The sequence below is a fragment of the Ancylobacter sonchi genome, assembly GCF_018390695.1.
GTDB lineage: Bacteria > Pseudomonadota > Alphaproteobacteria > Rhizobiales > Xanthobacteraceae > Ancylobacter > Ancylobacter sonchi.
Genome location: NZ_JAHBGF010000011.1, coordinates 1 through 15,016 on the forward strand (window position 1 = coordinate 1; position 15,016 = coordinate 15,016).

Annotated in this window: 12 protein-coding genes, 1 tRNA gene and 1 pseudogene; 4 read left to right on the forward strand and 10 right to left on the reverse strand. The window is 67.7% G+C overall.

The window, feature by feature from the left end; translation table 11 throughout:
* From KHC28_RS03465 to KHC28_RS03480, 4 genes and pseudogenes are all read right to left on the reverse strand, one after another.
* A pseudogene (locus KHC28_RS03465) lies at positions 1-167 on the reverse strand (NAD(P)(+) transhydrogenase (Re/Si-specific) subunit alpha); the annotation flags it as partial.
* 8 nt (positions 168-175) lie between these two features.
* Positions 176-469, reverse strand: a complete 294-nt coding sequence (locus KHC28_RS03470) for an aa3-type cytochrome c oxidase subunit IV (protein WP_214006945.1) — start codon at positions 467-469, stop codon at positions 176-178.
* Between the two features lie 144 nt (positions 470-613).
* Complete coding sequence (locus KHC28_RS03475; protein WP_214006946.1) at positions 614-1,543, reverse strand: heme-dependent oxidative N-demethylase family protein; 930 nt, start codon at positions 1,541-1,543, stop codon at positions 614-616.
* Between the two features lie 150 nt (positions 1,544-1,693).
* Entirely contained in the window at positions 1,694-3,535 is a 1,842-nt protein-coding gene (locus tag KHC28_RS03480; protein WP_214006947.1) for a M3 family oligoendopeptidase, read from the reverse strand.
* A 203-nt stretch (positions 3,536-3,738) separates the two neighbouring features.
* Here KHC28_RS03480 and KHC28_RS03485 point away from each other — a divergent pair, with 203 nt between their 5' ends.
* Entirely contained in the window at positions 3,739-4,506 is a 768-nt protein-coding gene (locus tag KHC28_RS03485) for a histidine phosphatase family protein (RefSeq protein WP_214006948.1), read from the forward strand.
* Between the two features lie 81 nt (positions 4,507-4,587).
* Here KHC28_RS03485 and KHC28_RS03490 read toward each other — a convergent pair whose 3' ends face one another.
* The 3 genes from KHC28_RS03490 to cpdR all read right to left on the reverse strand — a co-directional run bounded on the left by KHC28_RS03490 (position 4,588) and on the right by cpdR (position 5,821).
* Positions 4,588-4,857, reverse strand: a complete 270-nt coding sequence (locus KHC28_RS03490) for a hypothetical protein (protein ID WP_214006949.1) — start codon at positions 4,855-4,857, stop codon at positions 4,588-4,590.
* Between the two features lie 394 nt (positions 4,858-5,251).
* Positions 5,252-5,326, reverse strand: a tRNA-Val gene (locus KHC28_RS03495).
* Positions 5,327-5,461: 135 nt separating this feature from the next.
* The gene (gene cpdR, locus KHC28_RS03500) at positions 5,462-5,821 is read right to left on the reverse strand and encodes a cell cycle two-component system response regulator CpdR (protein ID WP_214006950.1); all 360 of its coding nucleotides are present in this window, start codon (positions 5,819-5,821) and stop codon (positions 5,462-5,464) included.
* A gap of 249 nt (positions 5,822-6,070) precedes the next feature.
* Here cpdR and KHC28_RS03505 point away from each other — a divergent pair, with 249 nt between their 5' ends.
* Together KHC28_RS03505 and hisN are read left to right on the forward strand one after the other, a co-directional pair.
* Positions 6,071-6,955 (forward strand): N-formylglutamate amidohydrolase, encoded by an 885-nt coding sequence (locus KHC28_RS03505; protein ID WP_214006951.1) that lies wholly within the window; start codon positions 6,071-6,073, stop codon positions 6,953-6,955.
* Positions 6,956-10,256: 3,301 nt separating this feature from the next.
* The gene (hisN, locus tag KHC28_RS03510; protein WP_214006952.1) at positions 10,257-11,042 is read left to right on the forward strand and encodes a histidinol-phosphatase; all 786 of its coding nucleotides are present in this window, start codon (positions 10,257-10,259) and stop codon (positions 11,040-11,042) included.
* Between the two features lie 66 nt (positions 11,043-11,108).
* Here hisN and KHC28_RS03515 read toward each other — a convergent pair whose 3' ends face one another.
* Positions 11,109-12,062 (reverse strand): alpha/beta fold hydrolase, encoded by a 954-nt coding sequence (locus tag KHC28_RS03515; RefSeq protein ID WP_214006953.1) that lies wholly within the window; start codon positions 12,060-12,062, stop codon positions 11,109-11,111.
* Positions 12,063-12,193: 131 nt separating this feature from the next.
* Positions 12,194-12,589, reverse strand: coding sequence for a hypothetical protein (locus KHC28_RS03520; RefSeq protein ID WP_246564258.1), 396 nt, complete (start codon positions 12,587-12,589; stop codon positions 12,194-12,196).
* 269 nt (positions 12,590-12,858) lie between these two features.
* On the opposite strand from KHC28_RS03520, the gene KHC28_RS03525 reads away from it, so the two are divergent.
* Positions 12,859-13,332: an Hsp20 family protein gene (locus KHC28_RS03525; protein WP_214006954.1), complete on the forward strand. Its 474-nt coding sequence runs from the start codon at positions 12,859-12,861 to the stop codon at positions 13,330-13,332.
* Positions 13,333-13,536: 204 nt separating this feature from the next.
* Here the strand turns inward: KHC28_RS03525 and KHC28_RS03530 are convergent, their stop codons facing one another.
* Positions 13,537-14,550: a hypothetical protein gene (locus KHC28_RS03530; protein WP_214006955.1), complete on the reverse strand. Its 1,014-nt coding sequence runs from the start codon at positions 14,548-14,550 to the stop codon at positions 13,537-13,539.
* Positions 14,551-15,016 lie beyond the last annotated feature (466 nt).

Genomic DNA, 15,016 nt, shown 5'->3' on the forward strand with positions numbered 1-15,016 from the left:
GAGGCCCCCGCCGCCTCGTACTCCGCGTCCGACACACCCGACGCCAGCCCGGCCCCGGAAGCCACGACGACCTCCCCGCCAAGACCCGTCAGGCGCTTAACCGTGTCAACAGATCCCGATACACGGGGCTCGACGGACAGGTTTTCCTTGAAGACAGCAATACGCATGGCGGCACTCACGAGGTCACGATCAGCAGCAGGACCAGCAGCGCCAGCAGGCCGCCGATGAGGCCCGGCTTGCCCTTCTCCGAGGCGAGGCCGATGGCGGTGGCCGCGATAATGGCCAGCGTCGCCACGGTGAAGATCGCCCAGTGCCCGTTCACGCCGCCGATCGCCAGCGCGACCATGAGGCTGCAGAGCGAGAGCGTGCCGACGAGGGTCAGCTTCACGAAGAAGCCGTAAGTGCCCTCATGCTCGGCATAGTCATTGCCCGTGGCGGTAGCGTATTCCGGCGCTCCGTGGTCAGCCATGCGACCCCCTCCTAATGGATAATGTCAGCCATCGTCCGCTTTAGCGGAACTCGTCCCTTGCGGCAACGCCGGGGAGACCGATGGTCGCGGGCGCGTCAAGGCGTCGCGCGGGAGAATAGCGGCGGGTGGGCCGAACCGCCGGCCTCAGGCCGGCAGCGGCTCGGCCGGCGCCCCGGCAATGGCGGCGAGCGCGGCGGCGATGGCGTCGCGGTGCTCGGTCAGCCCCTTATAGGCGAGCTGCGCCGGATCGAGGCCGAGGATGTGGCCGCGCAGGGAAGCGGCGAGCTCGCGCCCGTCCGGATGGCGGCGGAACGCCTCGAACGGATCGACATGCACGCGCACGGTGAACAGGAGATCGCCGCTCTCCGGCAGCCGCCGCAGCGTCTGGCGCTCGACACGCACGAAGGCGGAGGCATCGAGATGGGCGGGGTCGTCGAACCAGTCGCGCGGGCGCTCCTTGGATTCGGGATGGTGCAGCTCGGCATCGGGATAGATCGACCAGTTCACCCGCCAGACCGGCTGCTCGACCTTGAGGTTGTCGAAGATGCGGTTCATCACCCGCGCCATCTTGTCGGCATAGCCGGGCACGGCGGCATGCAGCCCGTCCAGCGACTGGCCGAACTTCTCCGCCAGCGACCAGGCGGACGGAAAGCACAGCACCGCCGCCACCAGCCGGTAGCCGGCCGGGCCCGGGGTCAGCAGCAGCAGGTCGTCGGAGACGATGCGGCCGGCAATGGCGAAGGGCGGCTCGCTGTCGTCGTCGAGATCGACGGTGACGCCGGCCGGGAGCACCGTGAGGCGGCGGCCATCGAGCCGGTAGCTGTCCGGGAAGCGTTCGAGCAGATGGACGACCAGCAGCTCCAGCGCCTCGCGCTGGGCGGCACGGCTGCCCTCCTCCTCGCGCAGCACCACGTCGCGCTTCTCGGCAAGCAGCTGGGCGCGCTCGGCCAGCGTCTCGGCGAGGCGCGGCTCGGGCTCGATCCATTCGGCGAGATCGAGCGGGGCGAGCGCGATGGAGAACGGCTTGCGGGTGCCGTCGAACGGGGTATGCACGAAGGGGGCGGCGGCGGACATGCGTGGATTCCCGGCAGTGACTGCCGAAAGTTGTCCGCCCGCCGCCGCCCATAGGGCAAGTCCAAAATCGAGGCAGGCTCCGCCCGGAGACAGGCACCGCCCCCTGAAGCCGGGGACGGCGGGCGCCGGGGCGCCCGCGCCGGACGGGCCTCAGCCCTCCATCGCCTCCAGCTCGCCGATCATGCGGTCGATGAGGTTGAGGCCGGTCTGCCAGAAGGCCGGGTCGCGCGCATCGAGGCCGAACGGCTTCAGCAGTTCCGAGTGATGCTTGGTGCCGCCCGCCGCCAGCATGGCGAGATAGCGCTCGGCAAAGCCCTCGGCGGCGTTCTCGTAGACCGCGTAGAGCGAGTTCACCAGGCAATCGCCGAAGGCATAGGCGTAGACGTAGAAGGGCGAGTGGATGAAGTGGCCGATATAGACCCAGTAGTTCTCGTAGCCGGGGCCGAGATGGATGCCCTCGCCGAGGCTGGTGGCCTGCACGTCCATCCAGATCTCGCAGATGCGCTCGGCGGTGAGCTCGCCCGACTTGCGCTCGGTGTGGATGCGCCGCTCGAAGGTGTAGAAGGCGATCTGGCGCACCACCGTGTTGATCATGTCCTCCACCTTGGAGGACAGCATCGCCTTGCGAGCCGCCTTGTCCGGCGCCGCGTCGAGCAGCTTGCGGAAGGTCAGCATCTCGCCGAACACCGAGGCGGTCTCGGCCAGCGTCAGCGGGGTCGGCGCCATCAGCGCGCCGTTCGGGCCGGCCAGCACCTGGTGCACGCCATGGCCGAGCTCATGGGCGAGCGTCATCACGTCGCGCGGCTTGCCCATATAGTTGAGCAGCACATAGGGATGCACCGAGGGCACGGTCGGGTGCGCGAAGGCGCCGGTCGCCTTGCCCGGCCGCACGCCGGCGTCGATCCAGCTCTTGTCGAAGAAGTCGCGGGCGATGTCGGCCATGCGCGGCGAGAAGTCGGAATAGGCGCCGAGCACGGTGTCGCGCGCCTCGGTCCAGGCGATGGCCTTGGTCTCGACCTTGGGCAGCGGCGCGTTGCGGTCCCAGTATTCCAGCTTCTCCTTGCCGAACCACTTGGCCTTCAGCTTGTAGTAGCGGTGCGACAGGCGCGGATAGGCCTCGTGCACCGAGGACACCAGCGCATCGACCACCTCGCGCTCGACGCGGTTCGCCAGATGGCGGCTGTCGGCGATGTCCTGGAACCCCCGCCAGCGGTCGGAAATATCCTTGTCCTTGGCGAGCGTGTTGGTGATCAGGGTGAACAGCCGCAGATTCTCGCTGAATACCTTGGCGAGCGCATCGGCACCGGCCTTGCGCTTCTTCTGGTCGGTCTCGGCGAGATAGTTCAGCGTCGGCTCCAGCGGCAGGCTCTTGCCGTCCACCTCAAAGCGCAGCCCAGCGATGGTCTCGTCGAACAGCCGGTTCCAGGAGCCGCGCGAGGTGACGCCCTTCTCGTGGAACAGCTGCTCGATGCGGTCCTCGAGCTGGTAGGGCTTGTCGGCCCGCACATCGTCGATCCACGGCCGGTAATAGCCGAAGGCGGGATCGGCGAGCGCCGCTTCCATCTTGGCGTCGTCGAGCCGGTTCATCTCCAGCGTGAAGAACAGCAGATGGGTGGAAGCCTCGGTGAGCTTCTCCTGCACGTCGCCATAGAACTTGGCGCGCACCGGATCGGTGGTGTCGCCGGAATAGACCAGGCCGGCATAGGAATAGAGCCGGCCCAGCAGTTCCTCGACGCCCTCGTAGCGCTTCAGCGCCTTGGCCATCTCGCCACCGGCGTCGGCGCCGTCGAGCAGGCCTTCCAGCCGCCCCTTATAGGCCTCCTCGAAGGCAGCGCACTCGGTGCGGGCGCGTTCGAGATCGGCCTTGATCTCGGGGGAGTCCATGCCCGGATAGAGATCCGACAGGTCCCATTGCGGCAGCTTGCCGAGCGCGGCGGCGCCCACTTCCGACGCGGGGGACAGGGCGGGAAGACGATTCTGACGGGGGAACATGACGACTCCGGCGGGAGAGGGGTCTGCGGGACAGGCGAAAAGGCGGGTCGGCGCGCCGTCGGATCGGCGGAAGGCAACGCCTCAGGCGCACAGTGATATCGTGCGGGAGACCGGCGGATCAATGCACCGCGCACAGGCTCTTGATCGCACCCGTCGGCCGCCCCATGGTGAGCGGACACCGCTTCTCTTTCGCGAGCTCCGCCATGGCGATCCGTGCCACCGCCCTCCTCCTCGCGCTGGCCGCGCTGATCCTGCCGGCGGTGCCGGCCGCCGAGGCGGCGCCGAAGCGCCTCGTCATCGTGCGCCATGGCGAGAAGGCCGGCCCGCTCGCGCTGTGCAGCGTCGGCAAGGAACGGGCGCAGGCGCTGGCGGCGCAATATCTCTCGCCGACCAGCCCGATGAGCCTGATCGCCAGGGACCCGCCGGCGGCGATCCTGGTGATGACGCTGCACACGCTGGAGACCGCCCGGCCGATCCTGAAGGCCTGGAACATGCGGCCGCTGGCACCGGCGATCGCCTATGTGCCGATCAAGAACAACCGTCACTTCAACGCCAAGCTCAACAAGGTGAACCGGGACGTGGTGGCGGACCTGATGGACAATCCGCGCTGGCACGGCCGGACGGTGCTGATGGTGTGGGAGCATTTCCACATCGCCAGCGCCGCGCTGGAGGCCGAGTTCCCCGGCGAGCAGGCGACGCTGCGGCAATTGCTGCGGCTGGCGGAGATCCCGCCCTGGAAGATCGTCGACGCGCCCAACGGACGGCCGACCCTGCTGCCGGGCGGGGTGCCGGATACCTGGCCGGATTCCAACTTCAACTTCTTCTGGGTGCTCGACTATGACCGCGACGATGCGCGGGTGCCGGCGCGGCTGACGGTGATACGGCAGAATTTCCAGCCGCCTTTCGCCGCCCTGCCCTCAAACGACTGGGGAGCGAAGGAGAAGCTGCCCGCCGGTTCCGGCTGCACCTGATCCCTCGCTCCCCCTCGCGCACGCAGGGGAGCACGTGCGCGTTTCGACCTGTATGTTTCAACCTGAGCGCTTGATCGCGCGTCAGTTGAAGGTGCGCTTCAGCTGCTGGCCCGGCGAGTTGGAGCCCTTGTAGAGCGGGGCGAAGATCGGCTCGAACAGGCCATTGTTCCGATTCTGCCGCACCTGCTGGCGGCGCACGCGCTCACGCTCGCGCACCTCCTTCTGCTCGTAGCTGCCGATGGTCGGCAGCGGGCCGGTGGCGGTGGTGGTGGCATGCACCGGCGCAGTAGCGGCGACCGGCAGGGCGATCATGGCAGCGAGAGCAGCAATGCCAAGCTTCTTCGAGATCATCATTACCTCCCGTTGAGTATTGGATTGCACATTCAATGCGGGAGCGACGATTTTGTTTCATCGTCGCGAACGAATTCCGTGACGGCCGTTGCGGAATTCCTTGCCGCGCCGGCTGGAGGCCTCGGCGCGTCACACCCGCGACAGCCCTTCGCCGCAAGGTCGCAGGCTGCGATGCGCTCCGAGCGCACGAATCAGAACCATTTTGCGGGTATTTTACTTGTGACGCCCTGCTTGGCGTTTCTACTTGGATCGCCTTGCGCCGCTGCCCGGCATAACCCCAGCCGCGAAGGACGGCCCGGCCACACCGACATCCGAACGCGCCCAAGCCGCCGACCGCGAAGCGCAGCGGATTTCGACGGCATCAAAACCTGGAAGCGGGATTTTTGGACCGGAATGGTGGGCGCGACAGGGATTGAACCTGTGACCCCCTCGATGTCAACGAGGTGCTCTCCCGCTGAGCTACGCGCCCATTCCGTCCGGGATGCCGGGGCGGCCCGGCGGGCACCCCTATAACCACAAGCCGCGCCCGGCGCAAGCGCCGTGCATCCGGCACACCAACCAGACTGGGGATGACGCCCCCAGACCGGTGGTTAGAATGCCGGCCTCACGCCGCCAGCATCTTGCCGACCTCGTTGACGAGATCGCGCAGGTGGAACGGCTTCGAGAGGATCTTGGCATCCTTCGGCGCCTGGTTGTCGGCATTCAGCGCCACCGCCGCGAAGCCGGTGATGAACATCACCTTGATGTCCGGATCGAGCTCGGTCGCCTTGCGGGCGAGTTCGATGCCGTCCATCTCCGGCATCACGATGTCGGTCAGAAGGAGTTCGAACGGCTCCTCGCGCAGCCGGTCATAGGCCGAGCGGCCATTGTCGAACGACACCACCGAATAACCGGCATTCTGCAGCGCCTTCACCAGAAAGCGGCGCATGTCGTTGTCGTCTTCGGCCAACAGGATCTTCAGCATCGACGTCACCTCGGATTCGGGAGCGTGATGACCAGCCGGAGGCTGCGCCGCCACACCGGAAAACTCCCCGCATGTTTCGCCTAATCGGGTAGCGCGCCGGCTGTTAGCACATCGTGAATCCACGACGCTGTGAACGATACGTGCTTTCCGAAACATTGCCGACCGTTTCACAGTCCTCCCGCGCGTGTTAGACAGATGCGTGACATGCGCGCCGCGGACGGCGCCCCAGAGGAGCCGACGGACGGGCAGATGGCGATCATATCGGAGACGATAGATCCGGCCTTCGAGGTCGTGGAGCCCGACCCCTTCACCGCGCCGCTGCTGTTCAATTCGCCCCATAGCGGCATCATCTATCCGCGCGCTTTCCTCGAGCAGGTGCGGCTCGACATGCCGACGCTGCGCCGCTCCGAAGACTCGCTGGTCGACGAGCTGATTCGCCCGGTCACCGGGCTCGGCATGGGCTTCATGCGGGCGCATTTTCCGCGCTGCTATCTCGACGTGAACCGCGAGCCCTACGAACTGGACCCGCGCATGTTCGACGGCCGGCTGCCGCCCTATGCCAATACGCGCTCCATGCGGGTGTCCGGCGGGCTCGGCACCATCGCCCGCGTGGTGGGCGAGCAGCAGGAAATCTACAGCCGCCGCATCCCCGTCGACGACGCGATGACCCGCATCGAGGCGTTCTACAAGCCCTATCACCGCACCCTGCGCCGGCTGATGGTGCAGATGCAGCGCGGCTTCGGCATCGCTGTGCTGGTCGACTGCCACTCCATGCCCTCGGGCGGCGGCCGCGACGAGCGCTCCCGCGTCGACATGGTAATCGGCGACCGCTACGGCACCAGCTGCGCCGGGGCGATCCCCGAGCGCATCGAAACCGTCCTGCGGCGGCTCGGCTATTCAGTGGTGCGCAACAAGCCCTATGCCGGCGGCTTCATCACCGAGCATTACGGCAACCCGGTCTCCGGCATGCACGCGGTGCAGATCGAGATCAACCGCGCGCTCTACATGGACGAACGCACCTATCAGCGCAGCGAACGCTTCGAAAATGTGCAGCGCGACCTCGTCGCCGTCGCCCGGGCACTGGCCGACATCCCGCATCTGGAACTGGCCCCCGCGCGGGCCGCTGCGGAATAATCGAGCGTTTCCAGTCACTTGCGCAATAGATGACGGATTTTTATCGACCGACGCAAAATGCCGCAGAACAGCCTTGCATTTTGGGAATGAGAGATATACGAATTCTGCACGCTCGGTTCTGACGGAGCGCTTCCCCATCCCGCTGCGGGATTTCGACACCACGACGGCGACGCCGTGGCCCGGGGAACGCGACACAGAAACGGGCAAGCCCTTCTTCCGGGTGTCGCAAGACATCATGCCGAAGGTCTCGACGGGAAACGCAGGACGGTGCAAAGCCGCCACGCCCCGACCGGGAACCGGAGGTACAAAAGAAAGAGGCCGCTCACGCGAACGAGAGCGGCCCAAGTCTAGGGAGGAAACGCCCAAGGAGGGCTGCACGGAGCGACGCCAATCGCTGCGTGCGAGACAGAAGATGGCGGTGCATTGCGGAATAATCAAGGCGGCACGTCCCATTTTCTGGCATACCAGATACAAACAAATGACAGGTGTGGCCGATTTGTCGCGACAGCGATGCGAGCCGGGGGTGTGATGGCCTTCGGAGCGTGATCGACGTCTCGCGTCTCGGGATGACGGCCGGAACGGCGACAAACCGTTCCGGCCTTTTATTTTGACGCGCGGCGGCAGCCGCCCTCGATACCGGTCGGACGGGCGCAGCCGCCGAAGCGCAGCGCCGGATAAACCATTGCAGGGGCTTGGTTTTGCGCATGCCCGGCAGGCGGCTCGCCGATGTCGGGCGAGCATTCCTACCCTTCTTGGTGGGGTCCTGCGGGGAGCCTGCACCGACCTTCCGTTGTCGCGTGCCGACAGGAAAAGGTCGGACGGCCCGACCCAGCCGAACGGGACCGTCGGGGGCGACTGCCGCCGAATCCGCGTAGGCATCCCTTCCGGCCGATGGCGGATCGCACGCCTCGCATAAGCGGATTCGTCGCAGGTCGCGGTGGGGTCGTCAGGGCACGGACAACCACTGGAACAGCCCGACACCAGCTGCTTGAGCCGGAAGCGGCGCCGGAGATTCGGCTCGGGCATGCCGGCTCTCGCCTCGGACGATCGAAGCGATGAGCACGTCGCCGCTCGCCCGCCGTTCCGTTTCGCCGCCCGTACCCGCGCTTCCGCCCGGCTTCAATAATGAGCGCGAGGACTGAGGAACGATGATCCCGGCGCAACGGGCGATGTGGGGCCGCGAAAGAAGGACGGCCGTGAGACATCGTCCGGCCATGACGAGCGATCCGTCCGACGGTCCGGCAGGAAATGCAGCGCAGTCCCCTGCCGGCGACGAAGATCGCAGAAGGCCAAGCATGAAGGGTCGGTGTCGTCCTGCCTTCCTGCCTTTCTGCCTTCCTGTCGTCCCGCCCCGCGCCATTGAGCCGGCCCGCCTCCATCCCATCTTGAAGGAGCGCTATGAGGGAGGCGCCCCTGACACGGATGGCGAGGAAGCACGAGGATGCGGGCGGGGCCGGAGGCCGAAGCGGAGACTGCCACGACAGATTCAAGAGCGCCGCGCTTCTTCGACATGGTCGTGCTTCCAGTCGCCCTGGACGGGCAGAGCCATCAGCGCGCCGCCGATCGTCCTGCCCCTCCGCCTTGCCGCCCGCACCAACCGCCTCACCAGCCCTTTCAACCGCGAGCCATGATGATGGCGATAGCGATGCAGATGTGAGGATGCGAGGTGGCGTCGGCTGTCAAAGCAGGGACCATCGCCGTGGATTCGGTTCGGCCGCCCTCCCCGTTGCCGGATCGACGAGACGATGGGGATTAGGCCGTGCCCCTCCCTACCCTCGCGACCATCCTCACCGATCCGCCTCCACGCGTTATCGAGGATGAGCACGGGACGGCTACGCATGAGCGGCTGGGAAGCGGTTGCGGGCCGCAATGTGCAGCGCCGTCCGGTGAGCCGGCGCTCCGGCGATCCGGAGGAAAGCGTTAGCGGCAGCGCTTGCTCGCCGACAAGACCGCCCCTCTTCCGGAGCGATGACGGCTTGCCCGCCCCTCCTCCACAATCATCCGTTCCAAACCGCCTTATGCACCTGCGCCGGCGCGCAGCGGGGTCGATGCGGGACGGGCGCCGGCCTCGACGAGCAGGGCGATCCGGCGACCGGCAATCCGGCGGGACGCATGAGCGCCAGTCCCCCACGCGGTGACAGGCCGCGAAAGCCCGGCGATGGAGGCTTCGCAACACGCCCTCCCCTCGCGGTCCTTCGTTCCAAACCACTATCGCGGCCGTCGATGACACATCCGGAAAAATGAGGTGGGCGGCGACGCGCGCAGCAAGTGGCAGCAAGGTGGAGAGGAAGGCAGGCAGATCGGACGGGTGCGGGACGGCCGCCAACCGCGACGAGCAATTCGATCCATCCATCCGGCGGGACAACGCGGATCCACCCATGCAGGCGTCCTGCGCTTCGCGGTGGGCACCCGTTCGCGCGCTCCGCGCCCCTCGCTGCACGCATGGCCGGCACCACGTCAAACGGTGCCGTGCGAGGCTGAACGGCAGAATGGGCGGGAAACGCGGCGGGAAGTATACACCGGCAGCGGCCGGCGGCGGGAGCCGACGAGTCCGGCTCGGAACCTTGGCCACACGCGGGCGCAGAAAAAAGAAAGGGCCGCATCCCAAAGGAGCGGCCCAAGTCTAGGGAGGAAACGCCCAAGGAGGGCGACGGCAGCGCAACGCCAATCACGCCGCCGCATTGCAATAATATGCCGGAGACCGGCGCCTGACGCAAGGGGGAAACGAAAGAAACGAAAGCCGACCATCGCATCTCACGCGCAAGTGACGCAAAACGCGCCCGGAGCGCGCCTGCCTGTCGAGCGGTCATCGGAGAGGAAACGGCAGGGTGCCGGGCTGAGGTCGCCCTTGCGGACACCCTGACGGCAGCGGAGGCGGAAAAACACCCATATAGGGAGAAGGTTTCAGAAAATCGTTCTGAATCAAAGCCCTGGACAAAAGAAAGGGGCCGCTCACGTTGCCGGAGCGGCCCAAGTCTAGGGAGGAAACGCCCAAGGAGGGCGACGGAGAGGCAACGCCAATTGCCTCGCCGCACTGCAATAATATGGCAGGTTCACCCTCCGCTGGCAATCGCCGGGCATGCCTAATTGTTGGACTTGCCGGAATGGCAGCCATGCACTGACCGCAGAGCTCAAACCGTATGGCGGAGCCGGCTGCCATGTGCGGCACACATCGTTACCTTCCGTCCGGCCCCGCGACCCGCCCGCCGGTCCCGCCGGGACGATTGCCGGCCGCCACCGCGGTCGATATGGAAGACGCAGCGCCGAGCGGCATCGGCGGCGGCAGAACGGAGTGGGTCGCATGAGCGCCGTGGATTTCGAAGGCTTCGTGCACGAGCTGGCCTCGGTGTCCGGCCAGGTCATCCTGCCGTTCTTCCGCACCGCCCTCGGCGTCGAGGACAAGAAGCCCGGCGCTGCCTTCGATCCGGTGACCGCCGCCGACCGCGCCGCCGAGCAGGCGATGCGCAACCTCATCCGCCAGACCTTCCCGCAGCACGGCGTGCGCGGCGAGGAATATGGCAACGAGAATCTCGATGCCGAGTATATCTGGATCCTCGACCCGATCGACGGCACCAAATCCTTCATCGCCGGCCTGCCGGCCTGGGGCACGCTGATCGGCCTCGCCCGCCACGGCGCGCCGGTCTATGGCATGATGCACCAGCCCTTCGTCGGCGAGCGCTTCTTCGGCGACGGCATGACCGCCCGCTATCGCGGCCCGGCCGGCGCCCGCAGCCTCTCGGTGCGCCCCTGCGCCAGCCTCGGCGAGGCGCTTTTGATGACCACCAGCCCCCGGTTGATGAAGGACGCCGACCGCGCCCGCTACGGCGAGGTGGAACGCCAGGTGCGGCTGCCGCGCTATGGCGGCGACTGCTATGCCTATTGCATGATCGCCGCCGGCCATGTCGACCTCGTCATCGAGACCGAGTTGCAGGACTACGACATCGCGGCGCTGATCCCCATCGTCGAGGGCGCCGGCGGCATCATCACCGATTGGGAAGGCAACCCGGCCACGGGCGGCGGGCGGATCGTCGCCGCCGGCGACCGGCGCGTGCACGAGCAGGCGCTGAAGGTGCTGGCGGAAGGCTGAGGCCCGCGCGCAGGAATTTCCCGCGCCGACATCCAGTGCACCGGGATCCGGCGTACCGGATCCGTCTCAGGCCGCCGCGGCGGCGCTGCCCGGGATGAAGGCGTCGAACGCGGCGAGGAAGGGCTGGCGGAACTCGTCGCGCTCCTGCAGCAGCTCGTGCCGCGCGCCAGGCAGCACGATATGCGTGCCGGCGATGAGGCGGCTGCCCAGCCGCTCGATCGCCGGCGTCGACACCACCTTGTCGGCCCCCGCCCCCACCATCAAAAGCGGCTGGCGGATGAGGCGCGCGGTGGCGGGATCGGTGAGCCGGTCCATCTGCTCGAAGGCCGACTTCACCCAGCCGATGGTCGGCGGGCCGACCCGGAGCACCGGATGCTCGGCGCAGATCGCGTGGTTGCGCGCGAAGCGCACCGAATCCGAGGTCAGCCGGTTGCCCTCGAACACCAGTTCGCCGGCGCGCAGCCGCCCGTTATGCGGGACATAGACGCGCGACAGGCCGGCAGCGTTGAGCACGCGGGCGGTGCGGCGCGCAACCCGGTCATGGCGCACCATGGCGAGGTCGAGCATCGGCGTCGACAGCACCATGCGCTCGAACCAGCGCGTCTCGCGCAGGGTGGATTCCAGCAGGATCGCCGCGCCCATCGAATGGGCAAGCGCGTAATAGGGCGCCGGGCACTGCGGCAGCACGATCTCGCGCATGAAGGCTTCGAGGTCGCGCTGATAATCCGCGAAATGGCCGACATGCCCCTTCATCGGATTGCGCAGCAGCCGCTGCGAGCCGCCCTGGCCGCGCCAGTCCAGCACCGCCACCGCGAAGCCGCGCCCGCGCAGATCCTCGGCGGTCTCGAAATACTTCTCGATCTTCTCGGTGCGCCCCGGAAACACGCACACCGTGCCGCGCGTACGCGCCGCCGGGCGCGGCCAATAGGCATAGCGCAGCGACACGCCGTCGGCGGTGCGCAGCATGCCGCTTTCGGCGCCTTCCGGCACGGGATTGTCGAGGGTGCTGAAGAGTTGCATTTCGGGGTGGAGAAACCTTCGCAGGAAGCAGCAGAGGTGAGTAGCGAAAACCATGCCGAATCACAAGCCGGCAAAGGCTTTCGGCAGGTCTTCGTGACAGTTTCGTGATTGCCTTCCGCAGCGTCTTCCAGTCAGTAACGCTGGTCGCCGAAGCCGATCACCTTCATGCCGCTGATCGCGCCGGAGGCCGCATCGACCACTACCCGCACCCGCTCGCCGCGCGGCCCGTTGGCCTCCAGCAAGATAGTGGGGCCGCGCTGGCGCAGCACCGAGACGTCCGAGAAGCCGCGCGCACGCAGCATCCGCGCCGCCGCCTCGCCGTCGAGCCCGCCGCCGGCCGGCGGCGTTTCATAGGGCGCGTAGGGACCGGGCGGCGGTCCGCCGCGCCCATAGGGCGCCGACCACGGGCCGCCGGACGGCCCGATGGCCTGCGCGATGGTCTGGGCGACGGCCTCGGCCCGCGCGTCGAGCGTCAGCCCCGCCGGCAACGCCAGCAGGATCGCCAACAGCATGCGCAGCATCGCCATCACCGCCTGGCCTCCCGATCCTGACCGCCGGCCACCGCCGCGCGCCTATCCGCTCCGGAAGATAAGAAAGTCGAACTGAATTACCGCCGAGCCATCCGTTCATCCGCCGTTCATCTTCGCGACGGCGGTTTTCGTGCAACCGCCCTTGCGAAACGCTGGGCCTGCCCCATCTCCAGACTGTGCCGGCCATGACGGCGGCACGCAAGCCGGACCCGGCTCAAGCGAGAGGGTCCGCCATCCCTGCATGTCGCTTCACAGGAGGATATGCCATGCGTACGTTCGATCTTTCTCCGCTTTATCGTTCGACCGTCGGCTTCGACCGGCTGTTCTCGCTGCTCGATCAGGTCGGCGGTGTCGATGCCGGCACCTACCCGCCCTATAATATCGAGCGCACCGGCGAGAATGCCTATCGCATCACCGTCGCGGTCGCCGGCTTCACCGACCAGGATCTCAGCATCGACGTGAAGGAGGGCACGCTCTCCATCCGTGGCGAGCGCAAGTCCGACGAGACCGGCAAGTCCGGCGAGGTGCTCTATCAGGGCATCGCCGCGCGCGCCTTCGAGCGCCGCTTCCAGCTCGCCGATCATGTCGAGGTACGTGGTGCCTCGCTGGCCAACGGCCTGCTCCATGTCGACCTCGTGCGCGAGGTCCCCGAGAAGCTGAAGCCCCGCTCGATCGCCATCACCTCCGGCACGGCCGCGCAGGCCGCCCCCAAGGTGATCGACGCCAAGGTCGCCGCGTAACCGGCCCGTCCGCCGCTTCAGCGGCGGACCGCCTCCACGTCAGGCATACCGCCAGGCGCCCCGGCCAACCGGGGCGCCTTTTGTTTTGAGAGTCGCCCGCCCCGGCCAACCGGGGCGCCTTTTATTTTGAAATCCTGGCGCGACACACCGGGGCGCCTTTTGTTTTTGGCGATCCTCGCGGCGCCGGCCTACTGGACCGGCGACCTACTGGATCGGGGGCTTGGGCGTCGGGCGCGGCGGCTCGTTGGCTTCGCGCACCAGCACCGAGGCGGTGCCGGCCGGCACTTCCGCCGCTCCGGCGCCGGCGCCAGTGGACACGCCGGCGCGCGCCTCCAATGCGTTGGGCGCCTTCGGTGCGGCCTCGGGCGATGCGGCGGGCGCATTCGCCGTCGGCGTCGCGGCGGCCGGGGCATTCGCCGCCGGCGCGGCCGTGGCAGGGGTCGCATTAGGCGGGGTCGCCACGCCGGGAATGACCCGCACCGCCGTTTCGCCCGGTTTCACCGCCGCCGGCGCCTCGACGGGCGATGTAGCCGCAGGCGGCACCGCCGCGACGGACGGGTTCGCGGGCGCCGCCGAGGCGCCGCCGCCGGCGGGCCGCGCGGCAGGAGACGTGGCAGGAGACGTGGCCTGCGGGATCGCCGACGGCACCGGATCGACGGCGCGCAACTCGCCGCCCGGCGTCGAGGCCCCGGCCTCCGGCAGGCCGGTGGAGAGCGGCGCGATCGGCGAAGCCGGCAGCGGCGGCTTGCGCGGCGGCAGGACATTGGTGACCGGCAAGGGCGCGCGGCCGACAGCCGGCGGCACCGCAGGGCCGATGGGTCGCATCGACACGATGGTGCCGGTATAGGCGTTCACCCGCACCTGCACGCGGCGCCCCATCGCGTCGGTCGCCTCACTCACATAATATTGTCCGTCGGTGCGCGGGCGCGAGATGTTGCTGAGGCCCATGGAGCCGAGCATCGGCCGCATGTCGGCGCGCGGCATCACCGGCGGGGCATAGGGCGGCACGATCGCCGGGCGGTAGACCGTGCCCGGCGCCGGATAACGCGGCGGCGGCGGCGCATAGCGGGGCGCCGGCACATAGCCGGGCGGCGGCGCGTAGGGCCGGTAATAGACCTGCGCCTGCGCCGGCAGCGCGGCGCCCGCCGCGAACACGGCGGCAAGCACCGGCAGGGCGACGGCGCATCGGACGGATTTCAGGGCGGACAGCTTGGACATCGAAGCCAGTTCCAGACAGATTCTGCTGAAGATCAGCGCTTTACCAACCGTGAACCATGAAAGCCGGGGAATGCGGCGCCGCTGAGACCTCCGCCGGGAGCTGGCGTCGAGAGCTGCCGCCACCGCGCAATCCCCGGCGCCGCTACGGCATCCTGGTATACGAGGCCCGGCAATTGGCTTGCGTCCACCCCGCCCTCCGATTGGCATTGATTGCGCGTTACGGGCCTATTCCGCAACAAGAGATAAAAATGCCGCGCCTAAAGTGTTATCTGCCGCTTGTCCGCGCGCGCGGTTTCTGGCATCTTCGGCATTGATAGGACAACCATACTGTCCTATTAGGCAGATAGGCTGACGCTCTGCACGAGGGAGACATCCTCGCTATGGCACAGTCGATGCTAGCGTAATCTGATGCTGGTGTGCATGCTTGCGGGCGGTGAGCCCGCGGGGCCGGGATGTCTCGGCATAC

What these genes read in the sequence shown, in the direction of transcription:
- KHC28_RS03470 (WP_214006945.1), bottom strand. Translation starts at nt 469, where the DNA reads ATGGCTGACCACGGAGCGCCGGAATACGCTACCGCCACGGGCAATGAC.
- KHC28_RS03475 (WP_214006946.1), bottom strand. Translation starts at nt 1,543, where the DNA reads ATGTCCGCCGCCGCCCCCTTCGTGCATACCCCGTTCGACGGCACCCGC.
- KHC28_RS03480 (WP_214006947.1), bottom strand. Translation starts at nt 3,535, where the DNA reads ATGTTCCCCCGTCAGAATCGTCTTCCCGCCCTGTCCCCCGCGTCGGAA.
- KHC28_RS03485 (WP_214006948.1), top strand. Translation starts at nt 3,739, where the DNA reads ATGGCGATCCGTGCCACCGCCCTCCTCCTCGCGCTGGCCGCGCTGATC.
- KHC28_RS03490 (WP_214006949.1), bottom strand. Translation starts at nt 4,857, where the DNA reads ATGATCTCGAAGAAGCTTGGCATTGCTGCTCTCGCTGCCATGATCGCC.
- cpdR (WP_214006950.1), bottom strand. Translation starts at nt 5,821, where the DNA reads ATGCTGAAGATCCTGTTGGCCGAAGACGACAACGACATGCGCCGCTTT.
- KHC28_RS03505 (WP_214006951.1), top strand. Translation starts at nt 6,071, where the DNA reads ATGGCGATCATATCGGAGACGATAGATCCGGCCTTCGAGGTCGTGGAG.
- hisN (WP_214006952.1), top strand. Translation starts at nt 10,257, where the DNA reads ATGAGCGCCGTGGATTTCGAAGGCTTCGTGCACGAGCTGGCCTCGGTG.
- KHC28_RS03515 (WP_214006953.1), bottom strand. Translation starts at nt 12,062, where the DNA reads ATGCAACTCTTCAGCACCCTCGACAATCCCGTGCCGGAAGGCGCCGAA.
- KHC28_RS03520 (WP_246564258.1), bottom strand. Translation starts at nt 12,589, where the DNA reads ATGGCGATGCTGCGCATGCTGTTGGCGATCCTGCTGGCGTTGCCGGCG.
- KHC28_RS03525 (WP_214006954.1), top strand. Translation starts at nt 12,859, where the DNA reads ATGCGTACGTTCGATCTTTCTCCGCTTTATCGTTCGACCGTCGGCTTC.
- KHC28_RS03530 (WP_214006955.1), bottom strand. Translation starts at nt 14,550, where the DNA reads ATGTCCAAGCTGTCCGCCCTGAAATCCGTCCGATGCGCCGTCGCCCTG.